Below are 25968 nucleotides of genomic sequence, written 5' to 3'. Positions count from 1 at the left end.
CCGAGTGCTGTCCGGGATCTGCGTGCGCGCCACGCCGCGTTCGTCTCTCTCATAATGGGAGTCTGGTGCACAGGTGGAGGGCTCGGCAATGCCCAATTTCTGAAAACCCGGGACAAACGCCCTGATCTCGGCTAGTACTCGTCTCCCCTGCGGCATCGATCACATCGTCGAGCAGGATTCTCCCCTCACCGGGTCGGTGACCCGGTGAGGGGAAGAGCCTCCGCCGCGTGTCACATGCTGCGGCGGCGATGCAGGGTCAGTGCGGCGCCACCGGCGACGAGCAGCGCGACGCCGATGCCCCAGGCCGGACCCCAAGGCCCGCCGGTGCTGGCCAGGAAGTCGTCGTAGCCGCCGTAGTCGCTGCCACCGCCGCCACCGCCCCCGTTGTCATCGTCGCCACCCTGGTCCTGCGTCCGGTACGTGTTGGTGGCCACGACCTCGCCGACGAGCTCTTCCACGATCGTGACCGGTCCGGGCGTGATCGTCACCGGCGTCGACAGGACGACGGTGTCCGTCTCGCCGGTGGCGGTCTCGGTGACCTCGCAGTTCGTGCCGGCCGGGATGCCCTCCAGCGTCTCGACGTAGCCGCCCGCGAGCGAGCCTGCCGGGATGGTGAACTGCTGGTCGAAGGCGTTGTCCGCGTCGTCACAGTCGATGTCCAGGACGACCTCGCCCTGCTCCCCTGCGGCCGGTCCGCCGATGATCTTCGTGACCTGCAAACCTCCGACGGCGCGGGCGTACTCGTTCGTCACGGCGACCGGCTCGTTCGTGTTCTCCACGACCGTGACGGTCTCGGGGTCGATGGACGAGGCGGTCAGGCTGACCAGTCCGTTGTCCCCGTCCTGGGGCTCGGTGATCGTGCAGGTCGAGCCGGCCGGGAACCCGGTCAGCGTGGTCGTCTCGTCACCCGCGCCCGTGCCGGCCGGAATGGTGACCGACTGCTCGATCGTCCCTCCGCCCTCGTCGGGCGACGTGCAGCTGACGAGGATCTCGACCGGCCCCTGGAGGCCTGCTCCCCCGCCGCTGATCGTCTTGGTGACGGTGATTCCACCGACCGTGGCGTCGTACTCGTTCGTGACGGCCACGGACGGGCTCGTGCCCTCGACGATGGTGATCGTCTCGGGGTCGATGGACGTGGCGGTCACGTCCACCCGGCCGTTGTCGCCGTCCTCGGGCTCGGTGATGGTGCAGGTCGCGCCGGCGGGAAGCCCGCCGAACGTGTCCGACACCGTGCCGGCCGGACTCCCCGCGGGGATCGACAGGGTTCGCTCGACCGCGGAGCCACCACCGGCGGGCGTGCAGGACACGAGCACCTCGATCGCGTCCTGCAGGCCGGCGCCACTACCGGTGATCGTCTTCGTGACCTGGAGGCCGCCGACGGCCTGCGCGTACTCGTTCGTCACCGCGACGGCCGCGTTCACGTCCTCGGTGATCGTCACCGAACCGGGCTCGATCGTCGTGGCGGTGACGCTGACCTGGCCGTTGTCGCCGTTCTCGGGCTCGGTGATCGTGCACGAGTAGCCGGCCGGGATGCCCGACAGGGTCTGGCTCTGCGAGCCCGTGGCGCCGGCGGGGATCGTCACGGTCCTGGCGATGTCCTCTGAGCCCTGCAGCGTGCACGCGACGTTGATCACGACGGCGCTTTGCAGACCGGCACCGTCGCCGGTGATCGTCTTGGTGACCTCGATGCCGCCGACGGCGATGTCGTACTCGTTGGTCACGGCGACGGGCGTTGCTCCGTCTTCGACGATCGTGACGGTCGCGGGGTCGATCGTGGTGGCGGTGACACTGACGCGTCCGTTGTCACCGTTGTCGGTCTCGGTGATCGCACAGGAGTACCCGGCCGGGATGCCGGTCACCGGCGTGGTCTGCGACCCGGTGGTGCCGGCGGGAATCGTCACGGTCCGCGAGACCGGGTCTCCGGTCCCGGGCGATGTGCACTCGACGCTGATCTCGACGGCACTTTGCAGACCGGCCCCGGCGCCGCTGATCGTCTTGGTGACCTGGAGTCCGCCGGTGGCGACGTCATACACATTGCTGACCGCGACGGCAGAGGTCTGCCCTGAAGCGACCGTCACGGTCTCGGGATCGATGGTGGTGGCGGTGACGCTCACGCTGGCGTTGTCGCCGTTCTCGGACTCGGTGATGGCGCAGGAGTAACCGGCGGGGATCCCGGTCAGGGTCGTCGTCTGCGATCCGGTCGTCCCGGCGGGGATCGTCACCTGCCGCGTGACGGGCTCGCCCTCCACGGGGGCCGTGCACTCGACGTCGATCACGACGGCGCCCTGCAGGCCCGCGCCGTCACCGGTGATCGTCTTGGTGACGGCGATACCGCCCGGGGCCTCGCGGGTGATCCGGACGCTGGCCACCGCCTCGATCGACTCCTCCTGGGCCAGGATCAGCTTCTGCCCGCTTGTGCGACCCGGTGTCTGCCCGTCGTACAGATAGACAGTGCTCTCCTGCACGGTCTCCGGCCGCCGCAACGAGAAGCCCTGCGAGGAGCCCAGGCCGGTCGCGCGGGCCCACAGCTGCGTTCCCGGCTGGACCGTGGCGCCCTCCGCCAATGGCTGGGTGCCCGCGGCGTCGGCGTAGACCTGGACGCCCTCGACGACCAGGGTGGCCGGTCCGTCCGCGGTCACCGTGAACGGCCCGGCGAGCTCGCCGCTCGCCGGCGACACGGCGGACTCGGGTGAGACGCTCAGGTTCGGCTGGGTGGGCTCGGTGGTCGGGCCGTTGGCCCTGGCGTCCTCGACGATCGCCTGCGTGAGGCTGAACAGCTGCGGATTCGCCGTCGAGTTCAGCACCAGGTTGTCGCTGAAGTACCAGATGGCCGCCTGCACCGCCGCGGCCTTCACGTTGTTCGCGACCCCTGTCGGGGCGTCCGTCGTCGGGTAGTAGTTCTGCAGGATGTAGCCGACGTACCCGAGGTTGCGGACGTTCGCCTCGGTCCAGTCCCCCCGCTCGTACGTGACGCCGGCCTCCGTCGAGGTGAACAGGTCGATGCAATAGGTCAGCACCTCGGTGCCCGCCGCGTCGCTGGCCGGAATGGCACCGGCATAGCGGACCGTGTTGGTCGTCGAGCCCGCCGGGCGCGTCGACGGGTACGCGGTCGCGACCGGGTCGAACGTCGTCGGCGCGTTGTACGCGGAGACGTTCCGCACGCCGAGAGCACCGGTGATGGGACCGACCTGCAGCTCGGTGAACGGCAAGCCCGCCGGGAAGGGATCATCCTCGCCACCGACGATCGGCTCGGCGTGCGCCGGCCACGCCGTGAACAGCACGCCTCCGAGCAGGAGCAGTGCCGCGAGCAAGCGCGCCAGTCGCGTCGTCGCGTTGGATGTCGTTCCGATGTGAGCCACAATCGAACCCCCCGATTCGTCTTCGCCCAGATCCCTGGCGAGGGATCCGTTACTAGAGTGTGACCCGACTCACGGTAGGTGTCTACGTAGGCGTCTACGTAGACACCTAGTGGGAGGCGCCGCGCTTCCTTCCGTTCGCGTGGCCACAGAGTCTCTCGACCTTTCATCGAACACGCGTTCTACAGTGGTCACATGGGTCACAACCGCAGGTACGGCGACCCGCTCACCGCATTGGACGGTCCGGCGGTCACTCCCCCGCCTCGGATCAGGCCCCAACACGTGTGGGTGAATCTGTCGACCGTGCAGCACGCGCCGGCCGTGTGCCCGGGCGTCCTCATCGAGTGGCGCCCGGTCGTGAAGGGGTGGGAGGCGCTGTGCACGTGGGTCTCCCCCGACGGTGTCGTCCACACCGGCTGGCTTTCCGCAGCGAGGCTGAGGCCGCTCACGTGAACGGGCCGGGTGGTCACGAACGCCGTAGGCTCGCGCCATGACCCCCGGATCTGCACCCTCTGCCGCGCGCGCCGTCGACAACCACCCCGCCATGGACTACGTGGCGCGGGCCGGCCTGGTGGCGTTCGGCGTCGTCCATGTGGTGATGGGCTGGCTCACGCTGCAGCTCGCGTTCGGGGACCGCGAGAACAAGGCCGACAGCAGCGGCGCCGTCCAGGAACTGGCCGAGCAGCCCTTCGGCGGGGCGATCGTGTGGGCCGTCGCCATCGGCATGATCCTGCTCGCCGCCTGGCAGGCGATCGAGGCCGCCGTCGGACACCGCGAGGACGACAACCCCAAGCGCCTGCGCAAGCGGCTGACCAGCCTGGGCAAGGTCGTCATCTACCTCGCGATCGCGATCAGCGCGATCAAGGTGGTCACCGGCTCGGGCTCGTCGAAGAAGGACGGCACGACCCCGGTGAGCGTGAAGCTCATGGACCTGCCGATGGGCCAGTTCATCGTCGGCGTCGTGGCTCTCGGCATCGCGGCCGTCGGTGTCTACCTGATCTACAAGGGCGCGACCCGGCGCTTCCTCAAGGACATCGAGGCCGGTGGCACCAGCGGCCGTGTCGGCACGGCGTACGTCTGGCTGGGCACCTGCGGTTACGTCGCGAAGGGCGCCGCGATCGTGGGTGTCGGCGCGCTCTTCGGCTACGCCGCGATCACGCACGAACCGAAGAAGTCCGGCGGGATCGACGAGGCGCTGCTCACGCTGCTGGAGCAGCCCTTCGGTCCGGTCGTGACTGCGCTGGTCGGTGCGGGATTCGTCGCCTTCGGCCTGTTCTGCTTCGCGTGGGCGCGGCACATCGACCGCTGAGCCGCCCCTGACACCGTGTCCGACGGGCGCCGGCCCGCGGCTGCGGCCCCATCCGATCGTGGCCGCGCAACGAACCACACCCATGAACCGCCATGATCTCGCTCTCGGGGCGGGTGCAGGCCTGCTCTCGGCCGCCGCCGGTCTCGCAGCCGGACACCTCGTCGCAGCACTGATCGGTCCGGCCGCCTCGCCGGTCCTGGCGGTGGGGAGCGCGGTGATCGACCGGACGCCGACGCCGCTGAAGCAGTGGGCGGTCGAGACGCTCGGGAACGCCGACAAACCGGTCCTGCTGGGCAGCGTCCTGGCCGGGACCCTGCTGCTGGCGGCGCTCGGCGGCGTGGTCGCGCGCCGGACGTTCCCCGTCGGCGCCGGCGTGGTCCTGGTCCTGGTCGCCGTGGCCGGCTGGGCCGCTCTCTCGCGTGCGGCCGCTCGGCCCGTGGACGTGATTCCCGCGATCGTGACCGCGGCCGTCGCGCTGGGAGCGCTGCGCTGGCTGTCCCCCGACGCAACAGGGCCGCGGGAGGTCGTCGACGGCATGGGGCGTCGCCGCCTGTTGATGCGTGCAGGAGTGATCGCCGGCGGGGCACTGGTCGCCGGAACCGCCGGGCAGTGGCTCGTCGCGCGGGTGCAGGACGTCAAGAACATCGCACTCCCCCGCGCCCGTCGTCCGCTGGGGCCACTGCCACGCGGCCTCGAGAGCCGCTACCGCGGCGTCACCCGATTCCAGACGCCGAACGAGGACTTCTACCGCGTGGACGTGAATCTCACCGTTCCGATCGTCGACCACGACAGCTGGACCCTGCGCATCGACGGCATGGTCGACCGGCCGTACGAGCTCACCTTCGCCGAGCTGCTGGACCTGCCGATGATCGAGTGCGACATCACCATGTGCTGCGTCTCGAACGAGGTGGGCGGACCGTACCTCGGCGGCGCTCGCTGGCTGGGGGTGCGCGTCTCTGATCTGCTGGCCCGCGCCGGCGTGCGTCCCGGCGCCGACCAGATCCTCAGCACGGCGACCGACGGCTTCACGATCAGCACTCCCCTGTCCGCCGCGCAGGACGGGCGGGACATGATCGTCGCCGTCGGCATGAACGGCGAGGCGCTGCCCCGTGAGCACGGCTTCCCCGCCCGCCTCGTGACGCCCGGCCTGTACGGATACGTGGGCAGCACCAAGTGGCTCACGAGGATGACGGTCACGACCTACCGTGATCGCAGCGCGTACTGGACCGATCGCGACTGGGCCACCGACGGCCCGATCAAGATCGCGTCGCGCATCGACACTCCCGCCGCGTTGAAGTCGGTCGATGCCGGACGCATCGTCGTCGCGGGCGTGGCGTGGGCGCCGGGACGCGGGATCGCCGCCGTCGAGGTCCGGGTCGACGACGGTCCCTGGCAGGAGGCGCAGTTCGGACCCGACGCGGGTGTGGACTACTGGCGTCAGTGGTACCTGCTGTGGGACGCCGACTCCGGCCGGCACACCCTGACCGTCCGCGCCCGCACCCCCGACGGCGAGGTCCAGACCGATGATCGCGAGCCGCCTTTTCCCGATGGTTCCAGTGGTTTGCAGCAGATCGTCGTGATCGTTCGGTGATCGGACCCATCCGATCCGCCGACCGTACCGAACCACTTGCACCATCGTCACCAATGAGAGGCACGACCATGAACCGCTTGCTCCCCCACCGCGCCGCCGCAGCCACCGCCGCCATCGTCATGTGCTTCGGTCTGGCCGCCTGCAGCAGCAGCGACGACTCGTCCAGCGACGACTCCAGCTCGAGCACCCCCTCGGCCTCGATGTCCGCCAGCGAGGACATGGACGAGGCTTCCGGCCCGTTCGGCGCCGGCTGCTCCGCCGTCCCCACCGAGGGTGAAGGCTCCGTCGAGGGCATGGCCGACGACCCGGTCGCGACCGCCGCCTCGAACAACCCGCTGCTCACCACGCTCGTCAAGGCCGTCACGGCAGCCGACCTCGGTGACACCCTCAACAGCGCCGAGTCGCTGACGGTCTTCGCGCCGACCAACGACGCGTTCGCCAAGATCCCCGCCGCCGACCTCAACGCCCTGCTGGCCGACAAGGCCGCGTTGACCAAGGTGCTGACGCACCACGTCGTGGAGGGCGAGCTGTCCCCCGAGGACGTGGCCGGCGAGCACAAGACGCTCGCGGGTGACACGATCACGGTGGAGGGCTCCGGCGAGGAGTTCACCGTCGGAGAGGCCGGCGTCATCTGCGGCAACGTCGACACGGCGAACGCCAAGGTGTACGTGGTCGACTCCGTGCTGATGCCCTGACCATCCATCCCACGAGGGCGATGAACTGGTGAATCAACTGCGTGCAGCGACCTCGGGCGGCGACACCTCGCCGCCCGAGGCGCTCGCGCCGCTGCTCAAGCGGTGCGGACTGGGCGACGAGTATGCGTTCGCGGACCTGTACGACCAGGTCTCACCGCGCATCTTCGGTCTGGTCAAGAGGATCATCCGTGATCCGGCCCAGTCCGAGGAGGTCACCCAGGACGCCTTCCTCGAGATCTGGCGCCAGGCCGCTCGCTTCGACCTGGACCGGGGCTCGGCCCTCGCCTGGATGATGACGATCGCGCACCGCCGTGCCGTCGACCGGGTCCGCAGCGTCGAGGCCACCAGCACGCGTGACGTGGAATACGGCCACCGTCATCAGGCCGTGGAATACGATTCGACTAGTGAAGTGGTCCAGTCCCGGCTGGACGCACAGCGGGTCCGCAAGGCGATGGGAAGCCTGACGGACACGCAGCGCCAAGCCATCGAGCTGGCCTATTTCCGGGGATGCACCCATACGGAGGTCGCCACCATGTTGGGAGTGCCGCTGGGAACAGCGAAGTCCCGCGTGCGCGACGGCCTGATCAGACTGCGCGACACGATCGGAGGTGAACGATGAGCGACGTGCATGCCCTGTCAGGTGCCTACGCGCTCGACGCGGTCACCGACATCGAGCGCCAGCAGTTCGAACGGCATCTCGCCGGGTGCGACATCTGTAGCGAGGAGGTCGCCTCCCTGCGTGAGGCCGCGGCCGAGCTCTCTGCTCTCACGGCGGAGGAGCCGCCGTCGGAGCTGCGTGGCTCGGTGCTTTCCGCTCTGTCCGAGGTCCGCCAGCTGCCCCCGCTGGTCCGTCCTCGCACGGCGCCGGCACGCCGGTCCCCCCTGCGCCTGCTCGTGGCCGCGGCCGCGGCCGTCGTGGTGGTGGGAGTCGGCGTCGGCGTGGCCCGGCCCTGGCAGGACGACGCGGGATCGGGACAGACCGTCAGCGTGGCCGACCGCGTCATGCGAGCCGGGGACGCCCAGCGCATCACCCTGGAGTTCGAGGGCGGCGCGAAGGCGACCGTGGTCCGCTCCCCCTCGATCGGCCGGGCGGTCCTGGTCACCCGGGACATGCCGCCGCCGCCCAAGGGCCACTCGTACGTCGTGTGGCTCCAGCAGGGCGACGCGATGGTCAACGCCGGCGCGATGGCCCAGAGTCCCGACCAGACGGTGCTGCTCTCGGGTGATGCGGCGACCGCCTCGGCGGCCGGCGTCACCGTCGAGTCCAACCCCGACGTCGACAAGCCGACCGAGGCCCCGATCGCGCTGTTCGAGTTCTGAGCGTGCGCGACGACAGCCGGGTGTTCGAGTTCGCCGCGGACCTGTGGCTCTGGCGCGAGAACGGCGCCTGGCACTTCATCACGGTGCCCCCGGACGTGAGCGACGAGATCGAGGACCTGGCCGGCCCTCGCGGCGGGTTCGGCTCGGTCAAGGTCGAGGCCACGGTGGGCGGCACCACGTGGCGGACCTCCCTCTTCCCCAGCACGGAGCAGCGGTCCTTCGTGATGCCGGTGAAGCGGGCCGTCCGGGTCGCGGAGTCGTGCGGGGCGGGCGATCGGATCCGGGTGCGCCTGTCGCTCCAGCCGTAAACTGACGCCGTGGACCGCATCACAGGATCCGCTGAGCCGATGGACGAGGACGCTCGCAACCGCGCCGCCCGGTACCGGATGGATCCGGACGCGGATCGCGCCGACGAGTCGCCGGACGAGGACGCACCCGTCCCGCCGCAGCGTCGTCCCGAGGACCAGACACTGTGGGTCGACCAGCAGATCCGGGCGGCGATGGCGCGGGGCGAGTTCGACGACCTGCCCTACGCCGGCAAGCCGCTTCCCCACATCGACACCGCGGCAGAGCCCGACTGGTGGCTCAAGAGGTTCATCGAGCGCGAGCAGATCACCGGCGTGCTGCCGGAGGCACTGCAACTGCGCAAGGACGACGCGATCCTGGACGAGCAGCTGGACCGGCTGCGGTCCGAACGTGCCGTGCGCGAGGCGGTCGAGGAGTTCAACCGGCGCATCGTCGCGGCCCGTCGCCAACTGCAGGGCGGTCCCCCGGTCGTGACGCAACTGCGCGACATCGAGGTCGAGGTCGCCGCCTGGCGGGCACGTCGGGGCCGCAGGGCTCAGGCGTCGGCGCCGCTGCCCGAGCCTCCCCCGCCCGGGCTCATTCGAAGGGCGTGGGATCGCCTGCGCCGACGCGGATGACCTCGGCGTAGCCACTGGAGAGGTCCACGACGGTCGTCGGCTCGCCGATGACCTCGTCGCCGGAGTCGACGATCGCGTCGATCTGGTCGCCGATGGCCTCACCGATCTGCCACGCCTCGGTCATGGGTGTCGTCTCGCCGGGCAGGATCAGGGTCGAGGACAGCAACGGCTCACCCAGGGCCTCGACGAGGGCCAGCGCGACCTTGTGGTCGGGGATGCGCACCCCGACCGTCTTCTTCTTCGCCTGCAGCAGGCGCCGCGGCACCTCGCGGGTGCCGGGCAGGATGAAGGTGTACGGACCCGGCGTCGCGGCTTTGACCGCACGGAACACGGTGTTGGCCACGTTGACGAAGTGCCCCAGCTGGGCGAAGTCGCAGCAGACCAGCGTGAAGTGGTGCTTGTCGTCGAGCTCGCGAATGCTGCGAATGCGCTGGAGGGCGTCGGCGTTCCCGATCTGCGCGCCGAGCGCGTAACCCGAATCCGTCGGGTAGGCGATCAACCCACCGCCGCGCAGCACCTCGACCGCCTGATCGACAGTGCGCTGCTGGGGGTCGACGGGGTGGATGTCGATGTAGCGGACCATGCTCGCCACCCTAGACGTCAGCGGCCCGGGGCGGCATCGCGCGCTCGGAGGTGCCCCGGAAACGACCATCCCGCCGCTCCCAGCACCGCGACCGTCCGAGGACGATGCGATGCCGAGAACCGGCGGGATGTATGTCGTGGTGGGCGGACCTTGTCCGCCACCGGTGACGTCAGTCGATCAGGTGAAGAGGCTGACGCCGCCCGGGCCGACGAGCAGGGCGATGACGATGAGCACGGCGCCCATCACGAAGTCGCGCTGAACAAGCCGGATGATGCCGAAGATCGCGATAATCACTGCCGCAATCCACAAAATGGTGTCCCACATGGGGTGACTCCCTTCGATAGGTTCGCACCTACCCTGTCGTAACTTCCGGGTGTTCGCATTTTGGACGCATCGGCTCGGTGCTCCCGAGCGCATTAGTGTCGGCAGGGTGAGCACCCTCAGCCTGGCCGAACGGCGTGAGCGTCAGCTCGCCCACGAGCGGGAACGCGCCGCCCACCTGGCCCAACGAGGTGGGCGGGTCAGGGACCGGCGGACCACGCCCGAGCTGCGGGCGATCGCCCTGGAATCAGAGGGAAAATTCGCCGACGGCGACACAGATGCCCTGCTGGCCTGGGTGGCGGAGGAGTTCGGCGATCTGACGGCCGTCGCGTGCTCGATGGCCGACGCCGTGCTGCCTCATGTGGTGGCTCGACACATCCCGTGGGTGGACACACTTTTTCTCGAAACCGGATATCACTTCGCCGAGACTCTGGGCACGCGAGACGCCGTCGAGTCGTCGATGCAGCTCACGATCGTCGACGTGCAGTCCCGCCAGAGTGTCGCCGAGCAGGACGCCCGGTACGGCGAGCGACTCTACGAGCGCGACCCCGCGTTGTGCTGCCAGCTGCGCAAGGTCGAGCCGCTGACCGAGACGCTCGGCGGCTACGAGGCCTGGATCACCGGCGTGCGCCGTGACGACAGCCCGCTGCGCGCCGACACCCCGTTCGTGACGTGGGACGAGAAGAACGGCCTGGTCAAGATCAACCCGCTCGCCGACTGGACGCTCGACCAGGTGCTCGCCTACGCGGCGGAGCACGACGTGATCCTCAACCCGCTGCTGAACGACGGGTACCCCTCGATCGGGTGCGCCCCGTGCACGCGCCGCGTCGCACCGGGCGAGGACCCCCGGGCCGGCCGGTGGGCCGGTCTGGACAAGTCGGAGTGCGGCCTGCACACGTGAGCATCTTTCCTCTCGGGCTGCGCCTCGAAGGTCGCCGCGTCGTCGTGGTCGGTGGCGGTCATGTGGCCACCCGCCGCGCGTTCGCGCTGGCCGAGTCCGGCGCCGACGTCCACGTGGTCTCCCCCGCCGTCTCGGACTCCCTCGCGTCGTCCATCGGCCGGGGCACGATCACGTGGCACGCCCGCGCCTATCGCTCCGGTGACCTCGACGGGGCCTGGCTGGTGCAGACCGCGACGGGGATTCCGTCGGTCGACGACGCCGTCGCCGACGACGCCGAGTCGCGTCAGATCTTCTGCCTCAAGGGCGGAGACCCCGAACGGGCCACGGCGTGGATGCCGGCCGTCGCGCGCGTGGACGACGTGACGATCGCCGTCAGCGGCGGTGGCGACGCCGGTCGCGCCTCCGCACTGCGAGACGCGCTGGCCACCGCCCTGCAGACCGGTGATCTCCCGTTGCGGCACCGCACCCATCCGCGAGGGCTGGTCGCGCTCGTCGGAGGTGGCCCGGGCGATCCCGGCCTGTTGACCGCTCGCGGACGTCGGCTGCTGGCCGAGGCCGACGTGGTGGTCTTCGACCGCCTGGCGCCGCAGTCGGTCCTGGCCGAGCTCGCGGCCGACGTCGAGGTGATCGACGTCGGCAAGCAGCCGGACCACCATCCGATCCCCCAGGAGCAGATCAACGCCCTGCTGGTCGACCGTGCCCGCGAGGGCAAGGTCGTCGTCCGCCTCAAGGGCGGCGACCCGTACGTCTTCGGCCGCGGCGGCGAGGAGCTGCTCGCCTGTCGCGAGGCCGGCATCGAGGTCGAGGTGGTCCCGGGCGTCACGTCGGCCATCGCCGTCGCCGCGTCCGCCGGCATCCCCGTCACCCACCGAGGCGTCGCGCGAGGCTTCTCGGTCATCACGGGGCACGAGTCGCTCGGCGAGCTGCCGCGGCGCGGCGACCACACGCTGGTGATGCTCATGGGCGTCAAGCGCCTGCGCAGCACCGCGGAGGAGCTCATCGCCGCCGGACACGACCCTGCGACGCCGGCGGCCGTGATCGAGCGAGGGTTTTCGCCCGACCAGCGCACCACGATCGCCACCCTCGGCACGATCGCCGATCAGGCGTCCGACGCCGTGTCGCCGGCGATCACCGTGATCGGCGACGTCGTCAGCCTCGCTGCTGCAACCACCGGTTCAGCCGTCGCTCACCAGACTTCATGACCTGGTCGTGCGCCAGCACGAAGACCGGGCGCAGCACCCGCTCGGAACGCCGCATCCACGGCGCCGTGGCGTCCACGTGCCAGTCGATCGTCAGATCGGTGCGACCCGGCCGCCCCGGCTCGAACGACAATGCGGCACTGCCCTCGAGGTCCCCGCGTGACCGGAAGCGCATCGCGCTGGTCGGCTCCAGCTCGAGGTCGTAGACCGTGAACCGCAGTCGGTACCCGAACACGCTCCGGGCGACCAGGTCGATCTCCTCGCCGCGGTGCGCCGTGACGCGCACGGCGTCCCACCACGGCAGCGGATCGTCCTGCTCGAGGAACTGCTCGAGGGTGTGCCACAGCAGATCCGGCGGCTCCGCCACGTCCCAGACCGAGCGGAACTCGTACGATCGCGCGCTCATGCGGCCGTGTCGGTGCCGGGGATCGTGACGGCTCGGCGTTTGAATGGAGCCAGCCCCGCACGGTATGAGCGTGCGGGGCTCTTCTCGTCCCCGGGCCGGCTCATGGGCGGGTCCGCCGCAGCCACCACAGCCCGATGAACGGCAGCACCAGCGGGACGTAGCCGTATCCCGCACCGAAGCCCGACCACACGGTGGCGTCCGGGAAGAGGTCGGGATCCACCAGGCTCAGGACGCCGACGGCGAGCACGCCGACCAACTCGAATCCGACCGCCGCGGTGGCGACGCGACGGTTGGCGTTCGCCAGCGCCCACGTGGCGACGCCGTAGACGACCCCGGCCACGGCCGAGAGCGCGTACGCGACCGGCGCCTCGTCGGCCTTCACGATGAGCTGGTAGACCGATCGCGCCGTGGCGGCGACGGTGAACACGGCGTAGACCGCCACCAGGGCGCGTCCGAATCCGTGCTGGGTGTCGCCCGCCTGCTCAGCCACGTCCCTCCCAGATCTGGTGCGTACGGATCAACATGACCGAGACGGTGAACAGGGCGACTCCGACCACGCCGGTGCCCCAGCGGGTCTTGTCACCCACGCCCCACAGCACGGCCGCCGGCGGGATCAGCACGGTCGTCACGAGATACGACAGGTAGAGAGTTTTCTCGATGTCGCGGTCGGTGCCCGCAACCGCCACGATCCCCCAGATCAGCGCCACGAGCAGCAGCACCTCGACCAGTGCGATGGCGTAGAAGAGCGGGTTGCTGAACCGGTACGACTTCACGGTGTGCCACGCGGCGAACAACGAGGCGACGAAAGCGGTGGCGGAGGTCACGTACACCAGTGCGTCAGGCATGTCAGAGCCGAGTCTTTCACGATGCCAAAATGACGCGGTGAGCACCCCGATCGTCCTGATCTCCCCCGCCATGGCGGTCCCGTCGTCCTTCTACTCCCCCCTCGTCGAGGCCTTCGAGGAGCGGGGCTGGGCCGCGCGCGTCCTGCCGCGCCGTGGCTTCGAGCCCGGCCTTCCGCGCGCCTCCCGCGAGCACGACTGGTCCTTCGCCGACGAGATCGCCGACACCCAGGCGTCCGTCGACGCCGCCCGCGCCGACCATCCGGACCGGCCGGTGCTGCTGTTCGGGCACAGCCTCGGCGGTCAACTGTCGGCGGCCGTGCAGATCGGTGCCCGGCCCGCCGACGGGCTCGTGCTGGTGGGGGTATCGCTGCCCTACTTCCGCCACTACCCCGGCGGCGGGCTGCCGATCGCCACGATGGCGCTCAGCGTCCCGGTCGTCGGCCGGCTGCGCGGCTTCGTGCCCAAGCCGTGGTTCGGCGCACCCGGCGCACGCACCCTGATGAGCCAGTGGGCTCGCGTCGTGCGTATCGGGCGCCCTCCGTTCGCGGTCGACCGACGGGTCGCCGCGCCCACCCTCTCGGTGCAACTGGCCGGGGACGGGTTCTCGGTCGCCGCGGCGGTGCGCCGGTTCGACGACTCCCTGATCGAGCCCGCGGCACTGACCCGCTGGGAGTACACCCGCGACCTGGTGCCCGAGGGCGGCTCGACCCATCACGTGTTCTGGGTCAAGCGGCCCTCGCCCGTCGTGGACCGGGTGGTCCGGTGGTGGACCGATCAGGCGAACGCCTCCGCCGGCGGGCAGGAGCAGACCAGGTTCCGGTCGCCGTAGGCGTTGTCGATCCGCCCCACCGGCGGCCAGTACTTGTCCTGCGTCGTGCCGGCCGGGAAGACGCCCTCGGCGATCGGGTACGGGTGCTTCCAGTCCATCAGCTCGTGCGCGGCGTGCGGGGCGCTGGTCAACGGGTTGTCCTGCGCGTCGTAGTCGCCGGCCGCGACCTGGTCGATCTCGGATCGGATCGCCAGCATCGCGTCGCAGAACCGGTCGAGCTCGGCGAGGTCCTCGGACTCCGTCGGCTCGACCATGAGGGTGCCGGCGACCGGGAAGCTCATCGTCGGGGCGTGGAACCCGTAGTCGATGAGCCGCTTGGCGACGTCGTCGATCGACAGCTTCGCGTTCTTGGTGATCTCCCGTAGGTCGAGGATGCACTCGTGGGCGACCAACCCGTGGTCCCCGGTGTAGAGCACGGGGAAGGCGTCGCCCAGGCGTGCGGCGACGTAGTTGGCGGCGAGCACCGCGACGGAGGTCGCGTCGGTGAGGCCGTCGGCACCCATCATCGCGACGTAGGCGAACGGGATCGGCAGGATGCCGGCCGATCCGTACGGCGCCGCGCTGATCGTGCCCGCGCTGCCGCGCCGATCGGCGTCGGGGTGGAACGGGTGCTTGGGCAGGAACGGCACGAGGTGCTCCCCCACCGCGACCGGGCCCACACCGGGTCCGCCACCGCCGTGCGGGATGCAGAAGGTCTTGTGCAGGTTCAGGTGCGAGACGTCGCCGCCGAACTTCCCGGGCTGGGCGTGACCGAGGAGCGCGTTCAGGTTGGCGCCGTCGACGTACACCTGACCGCCGTGCTCGTGGACGATGTCGCACAGCTCGCCGATCCCGTGCTCGTAGACACCGTGGGTCGACGGGTAGGTCACCATGATCGCGGCCAGGTCGTCGGCGTGCTTCTCGCACTGGGCGCGCAGGTCGTCCAGATCGACCTCGCCGGCGCCGGTCGCCTTGACGATCACGACCCGCATGCCTGCCATGACGGCGGACGCGGCGTTGGTGCCGTGGGCCGAGCTGGGGATGAGGCACACGTCGCGGGCCTGCTCGCCCCGGCTGCGGTGGTACTCGCGGATGGCCAGCAGCCCGGCGAACTCGCCCTGAGATCCGGCGTTGGGCTGGACCGAGACGGCCGCGTAGCCGGTCACCGTGGCGAGCCACGACTCGAGCGTCTCGACCAGCTCGATCATCCCGGCGGCATCCTCGGCCGGGACGAAGGGGTGCAGGTCGGCGAAGCCGGGCCAGCTGATCGGCTCCATCTCCGTCGTGGAGTTGAGCTTCATGGTGCAGCTCCCGAGCGGGATCATGCCGCGGTCGAGAGCGTAGTCGCGGTCGCTGAGCCGGCGCAGGTAGCGCAGCATCTGGGTCTCGCTGCGGTGCTCGACGAAGACCGGGTGGGTCAGGATCTCGTCCTCGCGCAGCCAGCCGGCATCGAGGGAGCTCTCCCCCTCCGCCGGGAGCTCACCGGCTCCGAACGCTCTGAGGACGGCGTTCAGGTCGTCGATCGTCGTCGGCTCCGAGACGGCGATGCCGACCCGGTCGGCGTCGAAGCGCCACAGGTGGATCCCGGACTCCCGGGCGGCCGCGACGACCTCGTCGGCGCGGCCCGGCACGATCGCCGTCACGGTGTCGAAGAACCGGTCCGACGCCAGCTCGATGCCGGCAGCCCGCAGGCCCGCGGCGAGGCGAGTGGCGTGGCCGTTGACCTGCTGGGCGATCGCCCGGAGGCCCTCGGCGCCGTGATAGACGGCGTACATCGCCGCAACGACGGCCAGCAGCACCTGCGCGGTGCAGATGTTCGAGGTCGCCTTCTCCCGGCGGATGTGCTGCTCCCGGGTCTGCAGCGCCAGCCGGTAGGCAGGGCGGCCGGCCGAGTCGACGGACACCCCGACGAGGCGCCCGGGAAGGTGGCGCTCCAGTCCCGAGCGCACGGCCATGAAGCCGGCGTGAGGCCCGCCGTAGAACATCGGGACGCCGAATCGCTGGGTGGAGCCGACGACCACATCGGCGCCGAGGCTGCCCGGCGAGCGCAGCAGCACCTGCGCCAGCGGATCCGTGACCACGACGGCGAGCGCGCCGGCCGCGTGGACCTGCGCGATCACCGGGGCCAGGTCGAGGACGGCGCCGTCGGCGCGCTGGTAGGCGATGATGACGCCGCTGAAGTCCCCCTCCGGCATGCCGTCGCGCAGGTCGGCCTCGACCAGCGGCAGGCCGACGGCCTCGGCCCGGGTGTGCAGCACGGCGAGCGTCTGCGGCAGTAGGCCGTCGTCCACGACGACCGGCAGATCGGTGCGCTTGCGGTCGGCACGCCGAACGAGCGTCAACGCCTCGGCCGCAGCGGTCGCCTCGTCGAGCAGGGACGCGTTCGCGGTGGGCAGCCCGACCAGGTCCTCGACCATGGTCTGGAAGGCCAGCAGCGCTTCGAGACGGCCCTGCGAGATCTCGGGCTGGTACGGCGTGTAGGCGGTGTACCAGGCCGGATCCTCCAGCACGTTGCGGCGGATCACCGCGGGCGTCGTCGTGGGGTGGTAGCCCAGGCCGATCATCGAGACGCCGGGATGGTTGCGGTCGGCCAGCGCCCGCAGCCGGGCGGTGGCCTCGGTCTCGCTGGCGGCGGCCGGCAATCCGTCCAACGCCGTGCGGATGCCGGACGGAACGGCGGCCTGCATCAGCGCGTCGAGGCTGTCGTACCCGAGCCGCTGGAGCATCGCGGCCTGGTCGGTGGCGCGCGGACCGATGTGACGGTCGACGAAGCGGGTGGCGGGCTGGCGGTCGTGCTGCGACATGGAATGACTCCGGAGGGCTCGACGAACAGGGCCCTCCCCCTCTGTCGGCGTACCTTCAGAGTCGCCTGTGACGTGCGGTCCGGTGGCCTGAGAGGTTCCGGGGAGGAATTGCCCCTTCGGCGCCCTGAACGGGACTCTCCCGCACGGTTCAAACGGCAGTCGTCAGCCTACCCCGACCGGAGCCGGAACGGCTGACCGACAGGTCAGTTGGCCTTGCGGGCGCGGCGCTGAGCGAGCTCGTCGCCGGCGAGGGGCGCGTCGGACTCGGCGCGCTCGGTGGGCAGCTCGTGGAGCGTGCCCTCGATCTCCTTCCACACACCGCCGATGGCGATGCCGAAGACACCCTGACCGCCCTGGAGCAGGTCGATGACCTCGTTGGCGGAGCGGCACTCGTAGACGCTGGCACCGTCGCTCATGAGCGTGACCTGGGTCAGGTCCTCGGTGCCGCGCTCACGCAGGTGGTCGATCGCGGTGCGGATCTGCTGCAGCGAGACACCCGCGTCGAGCAGACGCTTGATGATCTTGAGCAGCAGGATGTCCTTGAAGGAGTACAGCCGTGCGGTGCCCGAGCCGGTGGCCGAGCGAACCGTGGGCTCGACCAGGCCCGTGCGGGCCCAGTAGTCGAGCTGGCGGTACGTGATGCCGGCGGCGTTGCACGCCGTCGGACCGCGGAATCCCGTGTCCTGGGGCATGGGCGCGAGGTCGTCGTCGAACAACAGGCCCTGGGCACTGGCATGTGCCTGCGCCTCTGCTGCCTCGTCACGAGGTTCGATCATGATCACGCCTTCCTGGCGACCGGTTGGACCGGCCTCCCACAACAAGAGAACCACACCGCTGTGGTCTTGCGTACCCTCAAGTTAGACGTGAGAGTCTCTCGACGCACGCACCAACACGCGTGTCGGGCCGTCTATTACATTCAACCTTCACTTGAGGGTTTCTCGAAGTCCTCCGGATCGACGTGATCGAGGAACTCGCGGAACTTCGCGATCTCCTCGTCCTCGTCGGGGGTCTGGGCAAAGCCGGCGACGTCCAGCACGTCCTCGGCGCAGACCACACGCACGCCCGTGCGCAGCGCCAGGGCGATCGAGTCCGACGGCCGGGCGTCGATGACCGCTCCCCCGGCGAACGCCAGCTCGGCGAAGAACACGCCGTCGCGCACGTCGACGATGCGGACCTCGAGCAGCTCGTCACCGAGGCCCTCGATGATCGACGCCATCAGCGCGTGCGTGGGCGGTCGTGGCGCCTCGGTGCCCTGCTGGGCGAAGGCGATGGCCGAGGCCTCGATCGCGCCCACCCAGATCGGCAGGTACCGCGTGCCCTCGAGCTCCCGCAGCAGGACGAGCGGCTGGTTGGTCGGCATCTCGACCCGGACTCCGACGATCTGCAGTTCACGCATCGGTGGCTCCGTTCAGCCGCGCAACCCGGCACGTACGAGCACGGTGTGCAGGCGCACGGCCAGGGCGGCGAGTTCAGCCAGCTCGGCGGCGGCACCGGACTGCTGGCGGGCGGCGGGGGGAATGACCTGGTCGAGCAGGCCGAGCTCACGATCGGCGGCGCTGCGGAAGCCTCGCAGGTGGCGCGGCTCCAGGCCCAGCTTGGCCAGCTCGCCCACCAGGGACGCCACGACGAGGTCGTCGGTGTCGTAGTACCGCTGCTGCGGGCGGCGGCGGATCAGCTCGAACTGCTCGATCTCGTCGAGGGTGTCGCCGTCGATGCCGGCCGCGTCGAGCAGCTCGTCACGGGTCATCCGGGTCGAGCCGGCGCCCTCGGTCATGGACTGCGCCGTCGGCGTGCCGTCGGCCGCGAGCGTCACCTGGGGCACGCGCAACGTGGCGCGCAGCTCGGTGTCGGGCACCTCGCCGGAGTCCATCTGGTCCAGGACCTGACGGATGTGGCTCAATGGCCAGTAGCGGTCCTTCTGCATGCGCAGCACGAACCGCAGTCGCTCGACGTCGCCGTAGGTGAACTTGCGGTACCCCGAGGGGGTGCGCCGCGGCTCGACCAGGCCCTGCTCGTCGTAGTAGCGGATCCGGCTCTGGGAGATGTCGGGGAACTCCTCGGACAGCTCGGCGATGACCTGGCCGATGCCGAGCAGTTGCTCGCGCGCGGCCTCGGTGCCGCTCACTGACCGCTTTCGGAGACGACGGTGCCGGGGAAGTAGATCAGGCGGTACTTGCCCAGCTGGACCTCGTCGCCGCCCGACAGCGGGATGTCGCCGTCGATGCGGTCACGGTTGACGTAGGTGCCGTTGAGGCTGCCCAGGTCGGTGACGACGTAACCGCCGCCACGACGCGAGAACGTCGCGTGCCGGCGCGAGACGCTGATGTCGTCGAGGAAGATGTCGCTGGAGGGATGACGCCCCGCCGAGACCACGTCCTGGTCGAGCAGGAAGCGCGAGCCGGCGTCCGGGCCCCGCTGCACGAGCAACATCGCATTGCCGACCGGCAGGTTCTCGACGGCGAACACGTCGCCCGCCGACATCTCCTCGGTATCGGCGTCGATGACCGGGATGAAGTTGGTCTCATCGAAACCGTCCGGCGTCGTCACCGCGATCAACTCCGTCTCAAGTACAACTTGAAGCTTTCGCTCAAGTCGGGGTTCAGGGTTCGTTCGCCCCCAACCTAACACCCGGGGGTGGACAGGGTCAGCCGCTCACCACAGCCGAGTACGCCTCGGCCGTGAGCAGCCCTTCGGTGACGTCCTCGCCGGTCGTCCGGACCTTGATCAACCAGCCCTCGCCGTAGGGGTCGGAGTTGATCACCTCGGGCGTCGCCTCGAGGGCGTCGTTGCTGGCGATGACCTCACCGGAGACGGGCGTGAACACGTCCGAGACCGACTTCGTGGACTCGAGCTCGCCGACGACCGTGCCGGACTCGACGGCGTCGCCCTGGGACGGGAGATCGACGTAGACGATGTCGCCGAGCTGGTCCTGGGCGAAGTCGGTGATGCCGATGATGGCGACATCGCCTTCCAGCCGCACCCACTCGTGCTCTGCGCTGTAGAACAGGTCTTCAGGGATCACGCTGGCTCCTCCGTCGTCACGCGTCAGTCGTTCGCGGGTCGAGCGTACTGGGGCTCGGGATCATCGGCCACGGCGGTGATGCGGATCCGGCGCCGCTCCTCGACGCCGACCTCTCCCCCGCGTCCCTCGACGCGGTCGGCCAGGCCGCCACGGAACCTCACCGCGTCGGCGAGGGTGTCGGGATCGCCGATCACCTCCATGACGTACGGCGGCTTCAGGACGCGTCCGCTGACCCGCACGCCGGCGTCGTCGTCGAGGAACCAGGTCTGGGCCACGACGCGGGCGACGCCGTTCAGCGAGATCACCTCGGCGCCGGCGTCGCGCATCTCCTGCACGGCGTCCAGCAGCACCGAGGCCGTGACGGCCCCGGGCGGCGCGGTGATCGTGATCTCGATACCCGGGCCCTCGGCACCGACCGTGCCGGCGAGGATGGCCAGCGCGTTGGCGCGCCGGACCGCCGCCTCGCGTGCCTCGGCCGTGCTCTTGTTGGAGTCGCGCAGGTCGTCGCGGGACGCCTCGAGCGTCTCGATCTGCTGGGTGAGGCGCGCGTTCGTGGCGTCGAGCGACTTCAGCAGCTCGGCCAGCTCGATGCCGCGCACGCCGCTGAAGTCGTCGGTCTCGTCGCCCTCGCGCCACTGCACCGTCATGGTGAAGGCCAGCAGCCCGATCAGCAGGCCGACGATCCAGCTCGACCGGCGGCGCAGCGCGTTGCGCAGGGAGAAGGACTCAGGCATGGAAGATCAACCTGCGGATGGCGGCCGAGTTGGCGAAGATGCGGATGCCGAGGACGACGATCACGCCGGTCGAGAGCTGCGAGCCCACGCCGAGCTGGTCGCCGACGAACACCATCACCGCGGCGATGGCGACGTTGGAGACGAACGAGATCACGAAGACGCGGTCGTCGAAGCGACCCTCCAGGAAAGCCCGCGCGGCACCGAGCACGGCGTCGAGCGCCGCGATGATCGCGATGGGCACGTAGGGCTGCAGCCCCGTGGGGACGGTCGGCTGCAGGATCAGGCCGATCGTGACGCCGACGACCAGACCGATGACCGGGATCACGACTCGCTCCTCCTGAGTGGTTCGGCCGAGACGGACAGCCGCGCCTCAGGGGCGGTGCCGAGCTCGACGTCGTCTGATCCTCGCACGTCGAACGTGACGCCATCGGCTTCGGCACGCGCGGCGAGATAGCGGCCGGACGGACCTTCCTCCCAGCGACTGCGCAGCACGTCCTCGTCGCCGATCGCCTCGATCACGATCGGCTCGATGACGGACCGGTAGTTCACGGTGATGGCCTCGCCCGCCGAGCGGATCGCCGAGGTGGCCGTCAGGCGGTGTCCTCCGACCGAGACAGCCTCCGCCCCCGCGAGCCACAGTCCGTTGACGACCAGCTGCAGATCGGTGTCGGTGATGCGCCCGTCCGGACGGTCCTCGTTCGCCGAGGACTTGACCGTGATGACGACGCCCGGCCCCTCGACGGCGACGGCGCCGGCGGCGATCCGCAGCCCGATCGTGCCCGGGCCGTCGACGACGGACTCGGCCTGGAGGTCGGCGATCTGCTGCTGGAGGCCGACCACGGTCTCCTGCTTGCTCTCGACGAGGTCCTCACGAACGCGGATGTTCTCGATCAGCGCATCGCGCTCGGCCTCGGTCGACGGCCGGTCGTTGCGGGTCTGGACCGCGGCGACCGTCACGAGCAGTCCGAAGACGCCCGCCATCACCGCCGTGAGCACCTTCGCGACGGGTCGGGGCGGCGAGTGGTGCGCGGCGTAGTAGTCGTCGTCGAGCGCCGTGGCGGCCAGCCGCTCCAGGATCGACTCGGCCTCCTCGACCGACGAGCCGGAGTCGGGCTGGCGACTCACGGCGTCCGCGGGGTCGAGGCCAGCAGGCGGCGCACCTGCACGGCGTACAGGATCCCGGCCCACCAGTACAGCGCCACGCCCCAGACCGTGAACGCCCAACCGAAGACGCGGGCCAGGTTGGCCACTGCCCCGTCACCGTCGCCGAGCAACAGCAGCGGGAACGCGTACAGCAGCCCGGCGGTGGCCGCCTTGCCCAGGAAGTGCACTGGCAGAGCACTGAAGCCGCGGGTGCGCAGGAACGGCACGAGCGAGAACAGCACGACGTCGCGCAGCGGCAGGATGACCGCGAGCCACCACGGGATGATGTCGCGCAGTCCCAGGCCCACCACGACAGCGAGGATGTAGAGCCGGTCGGCGACCGGGTCCAGGATCGCCCCCAGACGGGTGGTCCGGCCCGTGGCGCGGGCGATCTTGCCGTCGAGGTAGTCGGTGATGCCCGAGACCACGAGCACGCCGATCGCCAGCACGTCGCGCTCGGGCACGAGGACGAGCCACAGGAAGACCGGCACCAGGACGATCCGGATGGCGCTGAGCAGATTGGGGATCGTGAAGAGCTCGTCCTTCAGGGACGGCTGGGAGTCCTTCTCCGCAGGCTTCTCCGCGGGCTCCTGCGTGAGTGGCGCCTTCGGCTTCGGGGCCGGGCGTCGGGGGGCGGACTGCGGCGCGGGCGCGTCCTGAGCGGCGACGACGTCCTCGGAGGGCGTCGTCGTCTCGACGTCGTCCGAGCCCTCGACCCGGCGGATCCGCTTGCCTGCCACGGGACCAGCCTACTGCCGGGCGCCCCGCGATCCGGCCCGACCTTGCCCGAGGGAATTCAACTGACAGACTGAGACTTGACCCTGAAGACGATCACCAACGACGACCAGGAGGACGAGTGGCCGACTACACGCTGCCGGAACTGCCTTACGACTATGGGGCATTGGATCCCCACATCTCGGGCAAGATCATGGAGCTTCACCACACCAAGCACCACCAGAACTACGTCAACGGCCTCAACACCGCTCTCGAGAAGCTCGAGGCGGCCCGTGAGGTCCAGGAGTTCGACACGATCAACCTGCTCGAGAAGAACCTCGCGTTCAACCTCGGCGGACACATCAACCACTCGATCTTCTGGAAGAACCTCTCGCCGGACGGCGGCGACAAGCCGACCGGTGAGCTGGCCGCTGCCATCGACGACAACTTCGGCTCGTGGGACGCCTACCGTGGGCAGTTCGAGCAGGTCGCCCTCGGCATCCAGGGCTCGGGTTGGGCCATCACCGCGTGGGACACGCTGGGCCAGCGCCTGGTCATCGTCCAGCTCTACGATCAGCAGTCGAACATCCCCGCGACGCTGATCCCGATCTCCCAGCTCGACATGTGGGAGCACGCCTTCTACCTCGACTACCTCAACGTCAAGGGCGACTACGTCAAGGCGTTCTGGAACATCGCGAACTGGGCCGACGCGCAGGAGCGCTTCACCGCCGCCACCAGCGGCGGACAGATCCTGTTCTGAGACCCGATCTCGCCTCGCGGCGAGAGACACGACTGCCCGGTCACCTCGCGGTGACCGGGCAGTGGCGTCTCATGGCGCTCAGCGATTCGCGGGGCTGTCGTCCTCCAGCCGCGCCAGGTACGCGTTGTACTTCGCCAGGGCGGCGTCCTCGTCGCGGTCGGCCGCACGATCGCCGCGTGTCGCCTCGCGCGAGTCCGAGCGGAACCACTGGATGAAGATCGCGCCGATGACCAGCAGCAGCGGGACCTCGCCCATCGCCCACGCGATGCCGCCGCCGAGGTACTGGTCCTGCGCGAGGTCCGTCGCGTACGGACGGTCCAGCGCCTTGTAGTAGGACTCGGCGATGACCACGCTCGACGACATCAGCGCCACCGAGAAGAACGCGTGGAACGGCACCGAGAGCATCAGCACGCCGAACCGGGACAGCGGGCTGAGCCGCTTCGGCGACGGATCGATGCCGATGATCACGTAGTAGAAGAGGAACCCCGAGATCAGGAAGTGCAGCTCCATGAACGCGTGCCCGGAGTGGGTGCGCATCATCGACTCGAACAGACCGGTGTAGTAGACCGCGTACAGCGTGCCGAGGAAGATCACCGCGGCCACGATCGGGTTCGTGTAGAACTTCGACACCGGCGACTGCAGCGCGTCGCGCAGCAGCGACCGCGGCGAGTGCTCTCCCGGACGGCGCGGGCCGGGCAGCGTGCGCAGGGCCAGCGTCATCGGCGCGCCCAGCACGAGGAAGATCGGCGCGATCATCGACAGCATCATGTGCGACACCATGTGCAGGCTGAACGTGACGCTCGAGTAGGCACCCAGTCCCCCGAACGTCGCCCAGCCCACGATGGCCAGGCCGAAGAACCAGCTGATGGTCCGGCCGACCGGCCACCGGTCGTTGCGCCGGCGCATCATGATCAGGCCGGTGACGTACAGCGCGGTGCCGAGCCCGACCACGGCCAGGCCGATGCCGTCGGGGTAGAACCCCACCAGCACGCGGCCCAACGTCGGCTCCGGCGGCAGCTCACGGCCGAGCAGCAGCTCGGCGGGGCTCGTCAGGACGTCCTCGCCCACGGGGGTGGCCGTGCGGCCCAGCACGACGGCGACCGCCATCGTCAGGGTCATCAGCACGGCCTCGGAGACCGCGAAGCGGGTGAACCCGGCGGACTTGAGCCGCAGCCGGCGTCGCTGAGCGATGCCGAAGGCGCCCAGGCCCACCAGGGCGATCGCCTTGACGACGACGAGCGCGCCGTAGGTGGAGTCGATCCCGCCGAACGAGCCGAGGTTCACGCTGGCGCTGATGACGCCGGAGATCGCCACGATCGCGAAGCACCAGGCCGCCAGCGTCGAGTAGCGCGCCACGGCGTCATCGAGCCGACGGCTGTGCCGCAGGGCGACCCACGCCAGGGCGATCAGGCCGCCGACCCAGACGACGACGCCGACCAGGTGCAGGACGAGGCTCGTCGTGGCGAGCATGTGGGAGCCGGCCGAGGCGGAGTGCCCCGTCATGCCGACGGCTGCCACGCCCACCACGGCGATGGGCACACAGATCGCCAGCTGGCGCACCGAGAAGGTCCAGTGGGCCCACAGGGCGACGACCAGGGCGGCGACGGCCTGGACCAGAAGTCCGCGACCCGTGGCGAAGACGGAGGCATAGTCGACCAGCTGTCCCAGGCCCACCTTGGTGAGCGGGCGCGCGTACAGGTCAGCGACGTTGGCCCAGTAGAACAGCGCCACGGCGGCGAGCCAGCCCCAGGCGGCCCTCGACGCGATCCGCACGGCTTGGACGGCAAGGCCCTCGAGGTGGTCGCCGGAGGGCAGCAACACGACGGCGACCAGCAGGAAGCCGACGGTGACCGTGGCGAGCAGATGGGACAGGAAGCGGCTGATCGGCAGGGCCCAGGCGACGAAGGGCCCCGGATCGGGCAGGCCGGCCGGCGGCGGCTCGGGCGTGGCGCCGGTGCCGACGATCAGCCCGACGACGGCGATCAGGCCGACTCCGACGAGTGCGGCCAGGCCCAGACCGGCGACGCCGGGCCGGGCCGTGCGCTCAGGAACGCTCATGGCCCGACGTGCGGGAGCGACCCCGCACCAGAAGCAGCACGGCGGCACCGAGGGCGACGGCTGCCACGAGGACGCCCAACAGCAGCGGCGAGGTCCAGACTGAGCCGTCGTCCTGGGTGGAATCGCCCGCGTCGGACGTGGCTGCGCCACTGCCCTCGTCGTCGACGACGGCGTCCGCGTCGCCCACCGCGAACTCGAGCGTTCCGGTCACGGGATGCCCATCGGCCGAGACAACGCGATAGTTGACCTCGTAGGTGCCGTCGGCCGCATCGGCCGGCGGGGTCACGACGACACGCGGGCCATCGACGTCGATCTCGGCGGTCAGCGCCGTCCCGTCGACCAGCAGGCTGGCCTCGGAGGGCTGACGCAGTGTCTCCGTGAAGGTGAGGACGATTTTCTTGGGAGCCTGTTCCAGCCGTGCCCCCTGAGCGGGGTCGGTCGAGACCAGGGAGGTGTGCGCTTGGGCAGGCATCGAC

The 25968-nt window shown here is 70.1% G+C and carries 30 protein-coding genes and 1 riboswitch; of the genes, 12 read left to right on the top strand and 18 right to left on the bottom strand.

Annotated elements, in window-relative coordinates; translation table 11 throughout:
• Nucleotides 1-230: 230 nt before the first annotated feature.
• Nucleotides 231-3359 (bottom strand): thioester domain-containing protein, encoded by a 3129-nt coding sequence (locus NP095_RS08105; protein ID WP_232416411.1) that lies wholly within the window; start codon nucleotides 3357-3359, stop codon nucleotides 231-233.
• Nucleotides 3360-3644: 285 nt separating this feature from the next.
• On the opposite strand from NP095_RS08105, the gene NP095_RS08100 reads away from it, so the two are divergent.
• From NP095_RS08100 to NP095_RS08065, 8 genes are all read left to right on the top strand, one after another.
• Entirely contained in the window at nucleotides 3645-3809 is a 165-nt protein-coding gene (locus NP095_RS08100; protein WP_232416412.1) for a hypothetical protein, read from the top strand.
• Nucleotides 3810-3846: 37 nt separating this feature from the next.
• Nucleotides 3847-4665 (top strand): DUF1206 domain-containing protein, encoded by an 819-nt coding sequence (locus tag NP095_RS08095; protein WP_232416414.1) that lies wholly within the window; start codon nucleotides 3847-3849, stop codon nucleotides 4663-4665.
• Nucleotides 4666-4747: 82 nt separating this feature from the next.
• Nucleotides 4748-6256 carry a molybdopterin-dependent oxidoreductase gene (locus NP095_RS08090; protein WP_232416416.1) on the top strand — a complete coding sequence of 503 codons (1509 nt, stop codon included), beginning with the start codon at nucleotides 4748-4750 and terminating at the stop codon, nucleotides 6254-6256.
• Nucleotides 6257-6324: 68 nt separating this feature from the next.
• Entirely contained in the window at nucleotides 6325-6951 is a 627-nt protein-coding gene (locus NP095_RS08085; RefSeq protein ID WP_232416417.1) for a fasciclin domain-containing protein, read from the top strand.
• 28 nt (nucleotides 6952-6979) lie between these two features.
• Complete coding sequence (gene sigK, locus NP095_RS08080; RefSeq protein WP_232416419.1) at nucleotides 6980-7570, top strand: ECF RNA polymerase sigma factor SigK; 591 nt, start codon at nucleotides 6980-6982, stop codon at nucleotides 7568-7570.
• Nucleotides 7567-8271, top strand: coding sequence for an anti-sigma factor (locus tag NP095_RS08075; protein WP_232416420.1), 705 nt, complete (start codon nucleotides 7567-7569; stop codon nucleotides 8269-8271). Before sigK ends, NP095_RS08075 begins: the two co-directional genes overlap by 4 nt.
• Before the next feature lie 2 nt (nucleotides 8272-8273).
• Nucleotides 8274-8579, top strand: coding sequence for a DUF1905 domain-containing protein (locus NP095_RS08070; protein ID WP_232416421.1), 306 nt, complete (start codon nucleotides 8274-8276; stop codon nucleotides 8577-8579).
• A 9-nt stretch (nucleotides 8580-8588) separates the two neighbouring features.
• Nucleotides 8589-9194: a DnaJ family domain-containing protein gene (locus tag NP095_RS08065; RefSeq protein ID WP_232416422.1), complete on the top strand. Its 606-nt coding sequence runs from the start codon at nucleotides 8589-8591 to the stop codon at nucleotides 9192-9194.
• On the opposite strand, the gene NP095_RS08060 is transcribed toward NP095_RS08065, so the two are convergent.
• Both NP095_RS08060 and NP095_RS08055 read right to left on the bottom strand, forming a co-directional pair.
• A complete protein-coding gene (locus tag NP095_RS08060) occupies nucleotides 9154-9777 on the bottom strand; it encodes an L-threonylcarbamoyladenylate synthase (protein WP_232416423.1) in 624 nt (207 codons plus the stop codon). The two genes, NP095_RS08065 and NP095_RS08060, sit on opposite strands and share 41 nt — an antisense overlap.
• A gap of 177 nt (nucleotides 9778-9954) precedes the next feature.
• Nucleotides 9955-10101, bottom strand: coding sequence for a GPGG-motif small membrane protein (locus NP095_RS08055; RefSeq protein ID WP_172806395.1), 147 nt, complete (start codon nucleotides 10099-10101; stop codon nucleotides 9955-9957).
• Between the two features lie 106 nt (nucleotides 10102-10207).
• Here NP095_RS08055 and NP095_RS08050 point away from each other — a divergent pair, with 106 nt between their 5' ends.
• Nucleotides 10208-10999, top strand: coding sequence for a phosphoadenylyl-sulfate reductase (locus NP095_RS08050; protein WP_232416424.1), 792 nt, complete (start codon nucleotides 10208-10210; stop codon nucleotides 10997-10999).
• Entirely contained in the window at nucleotides 10996-12201 is a 1206-nt protein-coding gene (gene cobA, locus NP095_RS08045) for a uroporphyrinogen-III C-methyltransferase (RefSeq protein ID WP_232416425.1), read from the top strand. The genes NP095_RS08050 and cobA overlap by 4 nt, the downstream gene beginning before the upstream one ends.
• On the opposite strand, the gene NP095_RS08040 is transcribed toward cobA, so the two are convergent.
• The 3 genes from NP095_RS08040 to NP095_RS08030 form a co-directional block, all read right to left on the bottom strand.
• Nucleotides 12149-12604 carry an SRPBCC family protein gene (locus tag NP095_RS08040; RefSeq protein WP_232416426.1) on the bottom strand — a complete coding sequence of 152 codons (456 nt, stop codon included), beginning with the start codon at nucleotides 12602-12604 and terminating at the stop codon, nucleotides 12149-12151. The two genes, cobA and NP095_RS08040, sit on opposite strands and share 53 nt — an antisense overlap.
• Before the next feature lie 100 nt (nucleotides 12605-12704).
• Entirely contained in the window at nucleotides 12705-13094 is a 390-nt protein-coding gene (locus tag NP095_RS08035) for a hypothetical protein (RefSeq protein ID WP_232416427.1), read from the bottom strand.
• On the bottom strand, nucleotides 13087-13449 hold the full coding sequence (locus NP095_RS08030) for a hypothetical protein (RefSeq protein ID WP_232416428.1): 363 nt from the start codon (nucleotides 13447-13449) through the stop codon (nucleotides 13087-13089). The genes NP095_RS08035 and NP095_RS08030 overlap by 8 nt, the downstream gene beginning before the upstream one ends.
• Before the next feature lie 37 nt (nucleotides 13450-13486).
• Here NP095_RS08030 and NP095_RS08025 point away from each other — a divergent pair, with 37 nt between their 5' ends.
• A complete protein-coding gene (locus tag NP095_RS08025) occupies nucleotides 13487-14278 on the top strand; it encodes a serine aminopeptidase domain-containing protein (protein ID WP_232416429.1) in 792 nt (263 codons plus the stop codon).
• Here NP095_RS08025 and gcvP read toward each other — a convergent pair.
• The 10 genes from gcvP to NP095_RS07975 form a co-directional block, all read right to left on the bottom strand.
• Nucleotides 14224-17061, bottom strand: coding sequence for an aminomethyl-transferring glycine dehydrogenase (gene gcvP, locus NP095_RS08020; RefSeq protein WP_232416430.1), 2838 nt, complete (start codon nucleotides 17059-17061; stop codon nucleotides 14224-14226). The two genes, NP095_RS08025 and gcvP, sit on opposite strands and share 55 nt — an antisense overlap.
• Nucleotides 17062-17126: 65 nt before the next feature.
• Nucleotides 17127-17213, bottom strand: a riboswitch (glycine riboswitch).
• Nucleotides 17214-17264: 51 nt separating this feature from the next.
• On the bottom strand, nucleotides 17265-17837 hold the full coding sequence (locus NP095_RS08015; RefSeq protein WP_232416431.1) for a MerR family transcriptional regulator: 573 nt from the start codon (nucleotides 17835-17837) through the stop codon (nucleotides 17265-17267).
• Nucleotides 17838-17977: 140 nt separating this feature from the next.
• Nucleotides 17978-18457, bottom strand: a complete 480-nt coding sequence (locus NP095_RS08010) for a bifunctional nuclease family protein (RefSeq protein ID WP_232416432.1) — start codon at nucleotides 18455-18457, stop codon at nucleotides 17978-17980.
• 12 nt (nucleotides 18458-18469) lie between these two features.
• The gene (ftsR, locus tag NP095_RS08005) at nucleotides 18470-19186 is read right to left on the bottom strand and encodes a transcriptional regulator FtsR (RefSeq protein WP_232416433.1); all 717 of its coding nucleotides are present in this window, start codon (nucleotides 19184-19186) and stop codon (nucleotides 18470-18472) included.
• Entirely contained in the window at nucleotides 19183-19608 is a 426-nt protein-coding gene (locus tag NP095_RS08000) for an FHA domain-containing protein (RefSeq protein ID WP_429726105.1), read from the bottom strand. Before NP095_RS08000 ends, ftsR begins: the two co-directional genes overlap by 4 nt.
• A 97-nt stretch (nucleotides 19609-19705) precedes the next feature.
• Nucleotides 19706-20083 carry a glycine cleavage system protein GcvH gene (gene gcvH, locus NP095_RS07995; RefSeq protein ID WP_232416434.1) on the bottom strand — a complete coding sequence of 126 codons (378 nt, stop codon included), beginning with the start codon at nucleotides 20081-20083 and terminating at the stop codon, nucleotides 19706-19708.
• Nucleotides 20084-20106: 23 nt separating this feature from the next.
• Nucleotides 20107-20817, bottom strand: a complete 711-nt coding sequence (locus NP095_RS07990; RefSeq protein WP_232416435.1) for a DUF881 domain-containing protein — start codon at nucleotides 20815-20817, stop codon at nucleotides 20107-20109.
• Nucleotides 20810-21142 carry a small basic family protein gene (locus tag NP095_RS07985; RefSeq protein ID WP_232416436.1) on the bottom strand — a complete coding sequence of 111 codons (333 nt, stop codon included), beginning with the start codon at nucleotides 21140-21142 and terminating at the stop codon, nucleotides 20810-20812. The genes NP095_RS07990 and NP095_RS07985 overlap by 8 nt, the downstream gene beginning before the upstream one ends.
• Nucleotides 21139-21942 carry a DUF881 domain-containing protein gene (locus NP095_RS07980; RefSeq protein WP_232416437.1) on the bottom strand — a complete coding sequence of 268 codons (804 nt, stop codon included), beginning with the start codon at nucleotides 21940-21942 and terminating at the stop codon, nucleotides 21139-21141. The genes NP095_RS07985 and NP095_RS07980 overlap by 4 nt, the downstream gene beginning before the upstream one ends.
• Entirely contained in the window at nucleotides 21939-22700 is a 762-nt protein-coding gene (locus tag NP095_RS07975) for a CDP-alcohol phosphatidyltransferase family protein (protein WP_232416438.1), read from the bottom strand. Before NP095_RS07975 ends, NP095_RS07980 begins: the two co-directional genes overlap by 4 nt.
• A gap of 116 nt (nucleotides 22701-22816) precedes the next feature.
• Between NP095_RS07975 and NP095_RS07970 the strand changes: the two genes are divergently transcribed.
• The gene (locus NP095_RS07970) at nucleotides 22817-23434 is read left to right on the top strand and encodes a superoxide dismutase (protein WP_232416439.1); all 618 of its coding nucleotides are present in this window, start codon (nucleotides 22817-22819) and stop codon (nucleotides 23432-23434) included.
• Nucleotides 23435-23512: 78 nt separating this feature from the next.
• Here NP095_RS07970 and NP095_RS07965 read toward each other — a convergent pair whose 3' ends face one another.
• Entirely contained in the window at nucleotides 23513-25492 is a 1980-nt protein-coding gene (locus tag NP095_RS07965; protein ID WP_232416440.1) for a bifunctional copper resistance protein CopD/cytochrome c oxidase assembly protein, read from the bottom strand.
• A complete protein-coding gene (locus NP095_RS07960) occupies nucleotides 25479-25964 on the bottom strand; it encodes a copper resistance CopC family protein (protein ID WP_232416441.1) in 486 nt (161 codons plus the stop codon). The genes NP095_RS07965 and NP095_RS07960 overlap by 14 nt, the downstream gene beginning before the upstream one ends.
• Nucleotides 25965-25968 lie beyond the last annotated feature (4 nt).

Source organism: Aeromicrobium duanguangcaii, from assembly GCF_024508295.1.
Taxonomy (GTDB): Bacteria; Actinomycetota; Actinomycetes; order Propionibacteriales; family Nocardioidaceae; genus Aeromicrobium; species Aeromicrobium duanguangcaii.
This window is presented reverse-complemented; position numbering and strand designations above follow the sequence as displayed.

Coding starts and splice junctions, on each gene's coding strand:
- NP095_RS08085 (WP_232416417.1), top strand. CDS start 6,325: ATGAACCGCTTGCTCCCCCACCGCGCCGCCGCAGCCACCGCCGCCATC.
- NP095_RS08040 (WP_232416426.1), bottom strand. CDS start 12,604: ATGAGCGCGCGATCGTACGAGTTCCGCTCGGTCTGGGACGTGGCGGAG.
- NP095_RS07990 (WP_232416435.1), bottom strand. CDS start 20,817: ATGCCTGAGTCCTTCTCCCTGCGCAACGCGCTGCGCCGCCGGTCGAGC.
- NP095_RS08095 (WP_232416414.1), top strand. CDS start 3,847: ATGACCCCCGGATCTGCACCCTCTGCCGCGCGCGCCGTCGACAACCAC.
- NP095_RS08030 (WP_232416428.1), bottom strand. CDS start 13,449: ATGCCTGACGCACTGGTGTACGTGACCTCCGCCACCGCTTTCGTCGCC.
- NP095_RS07960 (WP_232416441.1), bottom strand. CDS start 25,964: ATGCCTGCCCAAGCGCACACCTCCCTGGTCTCGACCGACCCCGCTCAG.
- NP095_RS08090 (WP_232416416.1), top strand. CDS start 4,748: ATGAACCGCCATGATCTCGCTCTCGGGGCGGGTGCAGGCCTGCTCTCG.
- NP095_RS08060 (WP_232416423.1), bottom strand. CDS start 9,777: ATGGTCCGCTACATCGACATCCACCCCGTCGACCCCCAGCAGCGCACT.
- NP095_RS07965 (WP_232416440.1), bottom strand. CDS start 25,492: ATGAGCGTTCCTGAGCGCACGGCCCGGCCCGGCGTCGCCGGTCTGGGC.
- NP095_RS08010 (WP_232416432.1), bottom strand. CDS start 18,457: ATGCGTGAACTGCAGATCGTCGGAGTCCGGGTCGAGATGCCGACCAAC.
- NP095_RS08075 (WP_232416420.1), top strand. CDS start 7,567: ATGAGCGACGTGCATGCCCTGTCAGGTGCCTACGCGCTCGACGCGGTC.
- NP095_RS08055 (WP_172806395.1), bottom strand. CDS start 10,101: ATGTGGGACACCATTTTGTGGATTGCGGCAGTGATTATCGCGATCTTC.
- gcvP (WP_232416430.1), bottom strand. CDS start 17,061: ATGTCGCAGCACGACCGCCAGCCCGCCACCCGCTTCGTCGACCGTCAC.
- NP095_RS08015 (WP_232416431.1), bottom strand. CDS start 17,837: ATGATCGAACCTCGTGACGAGGCAGCAGAGGCGCAGGCACATGCCAGT.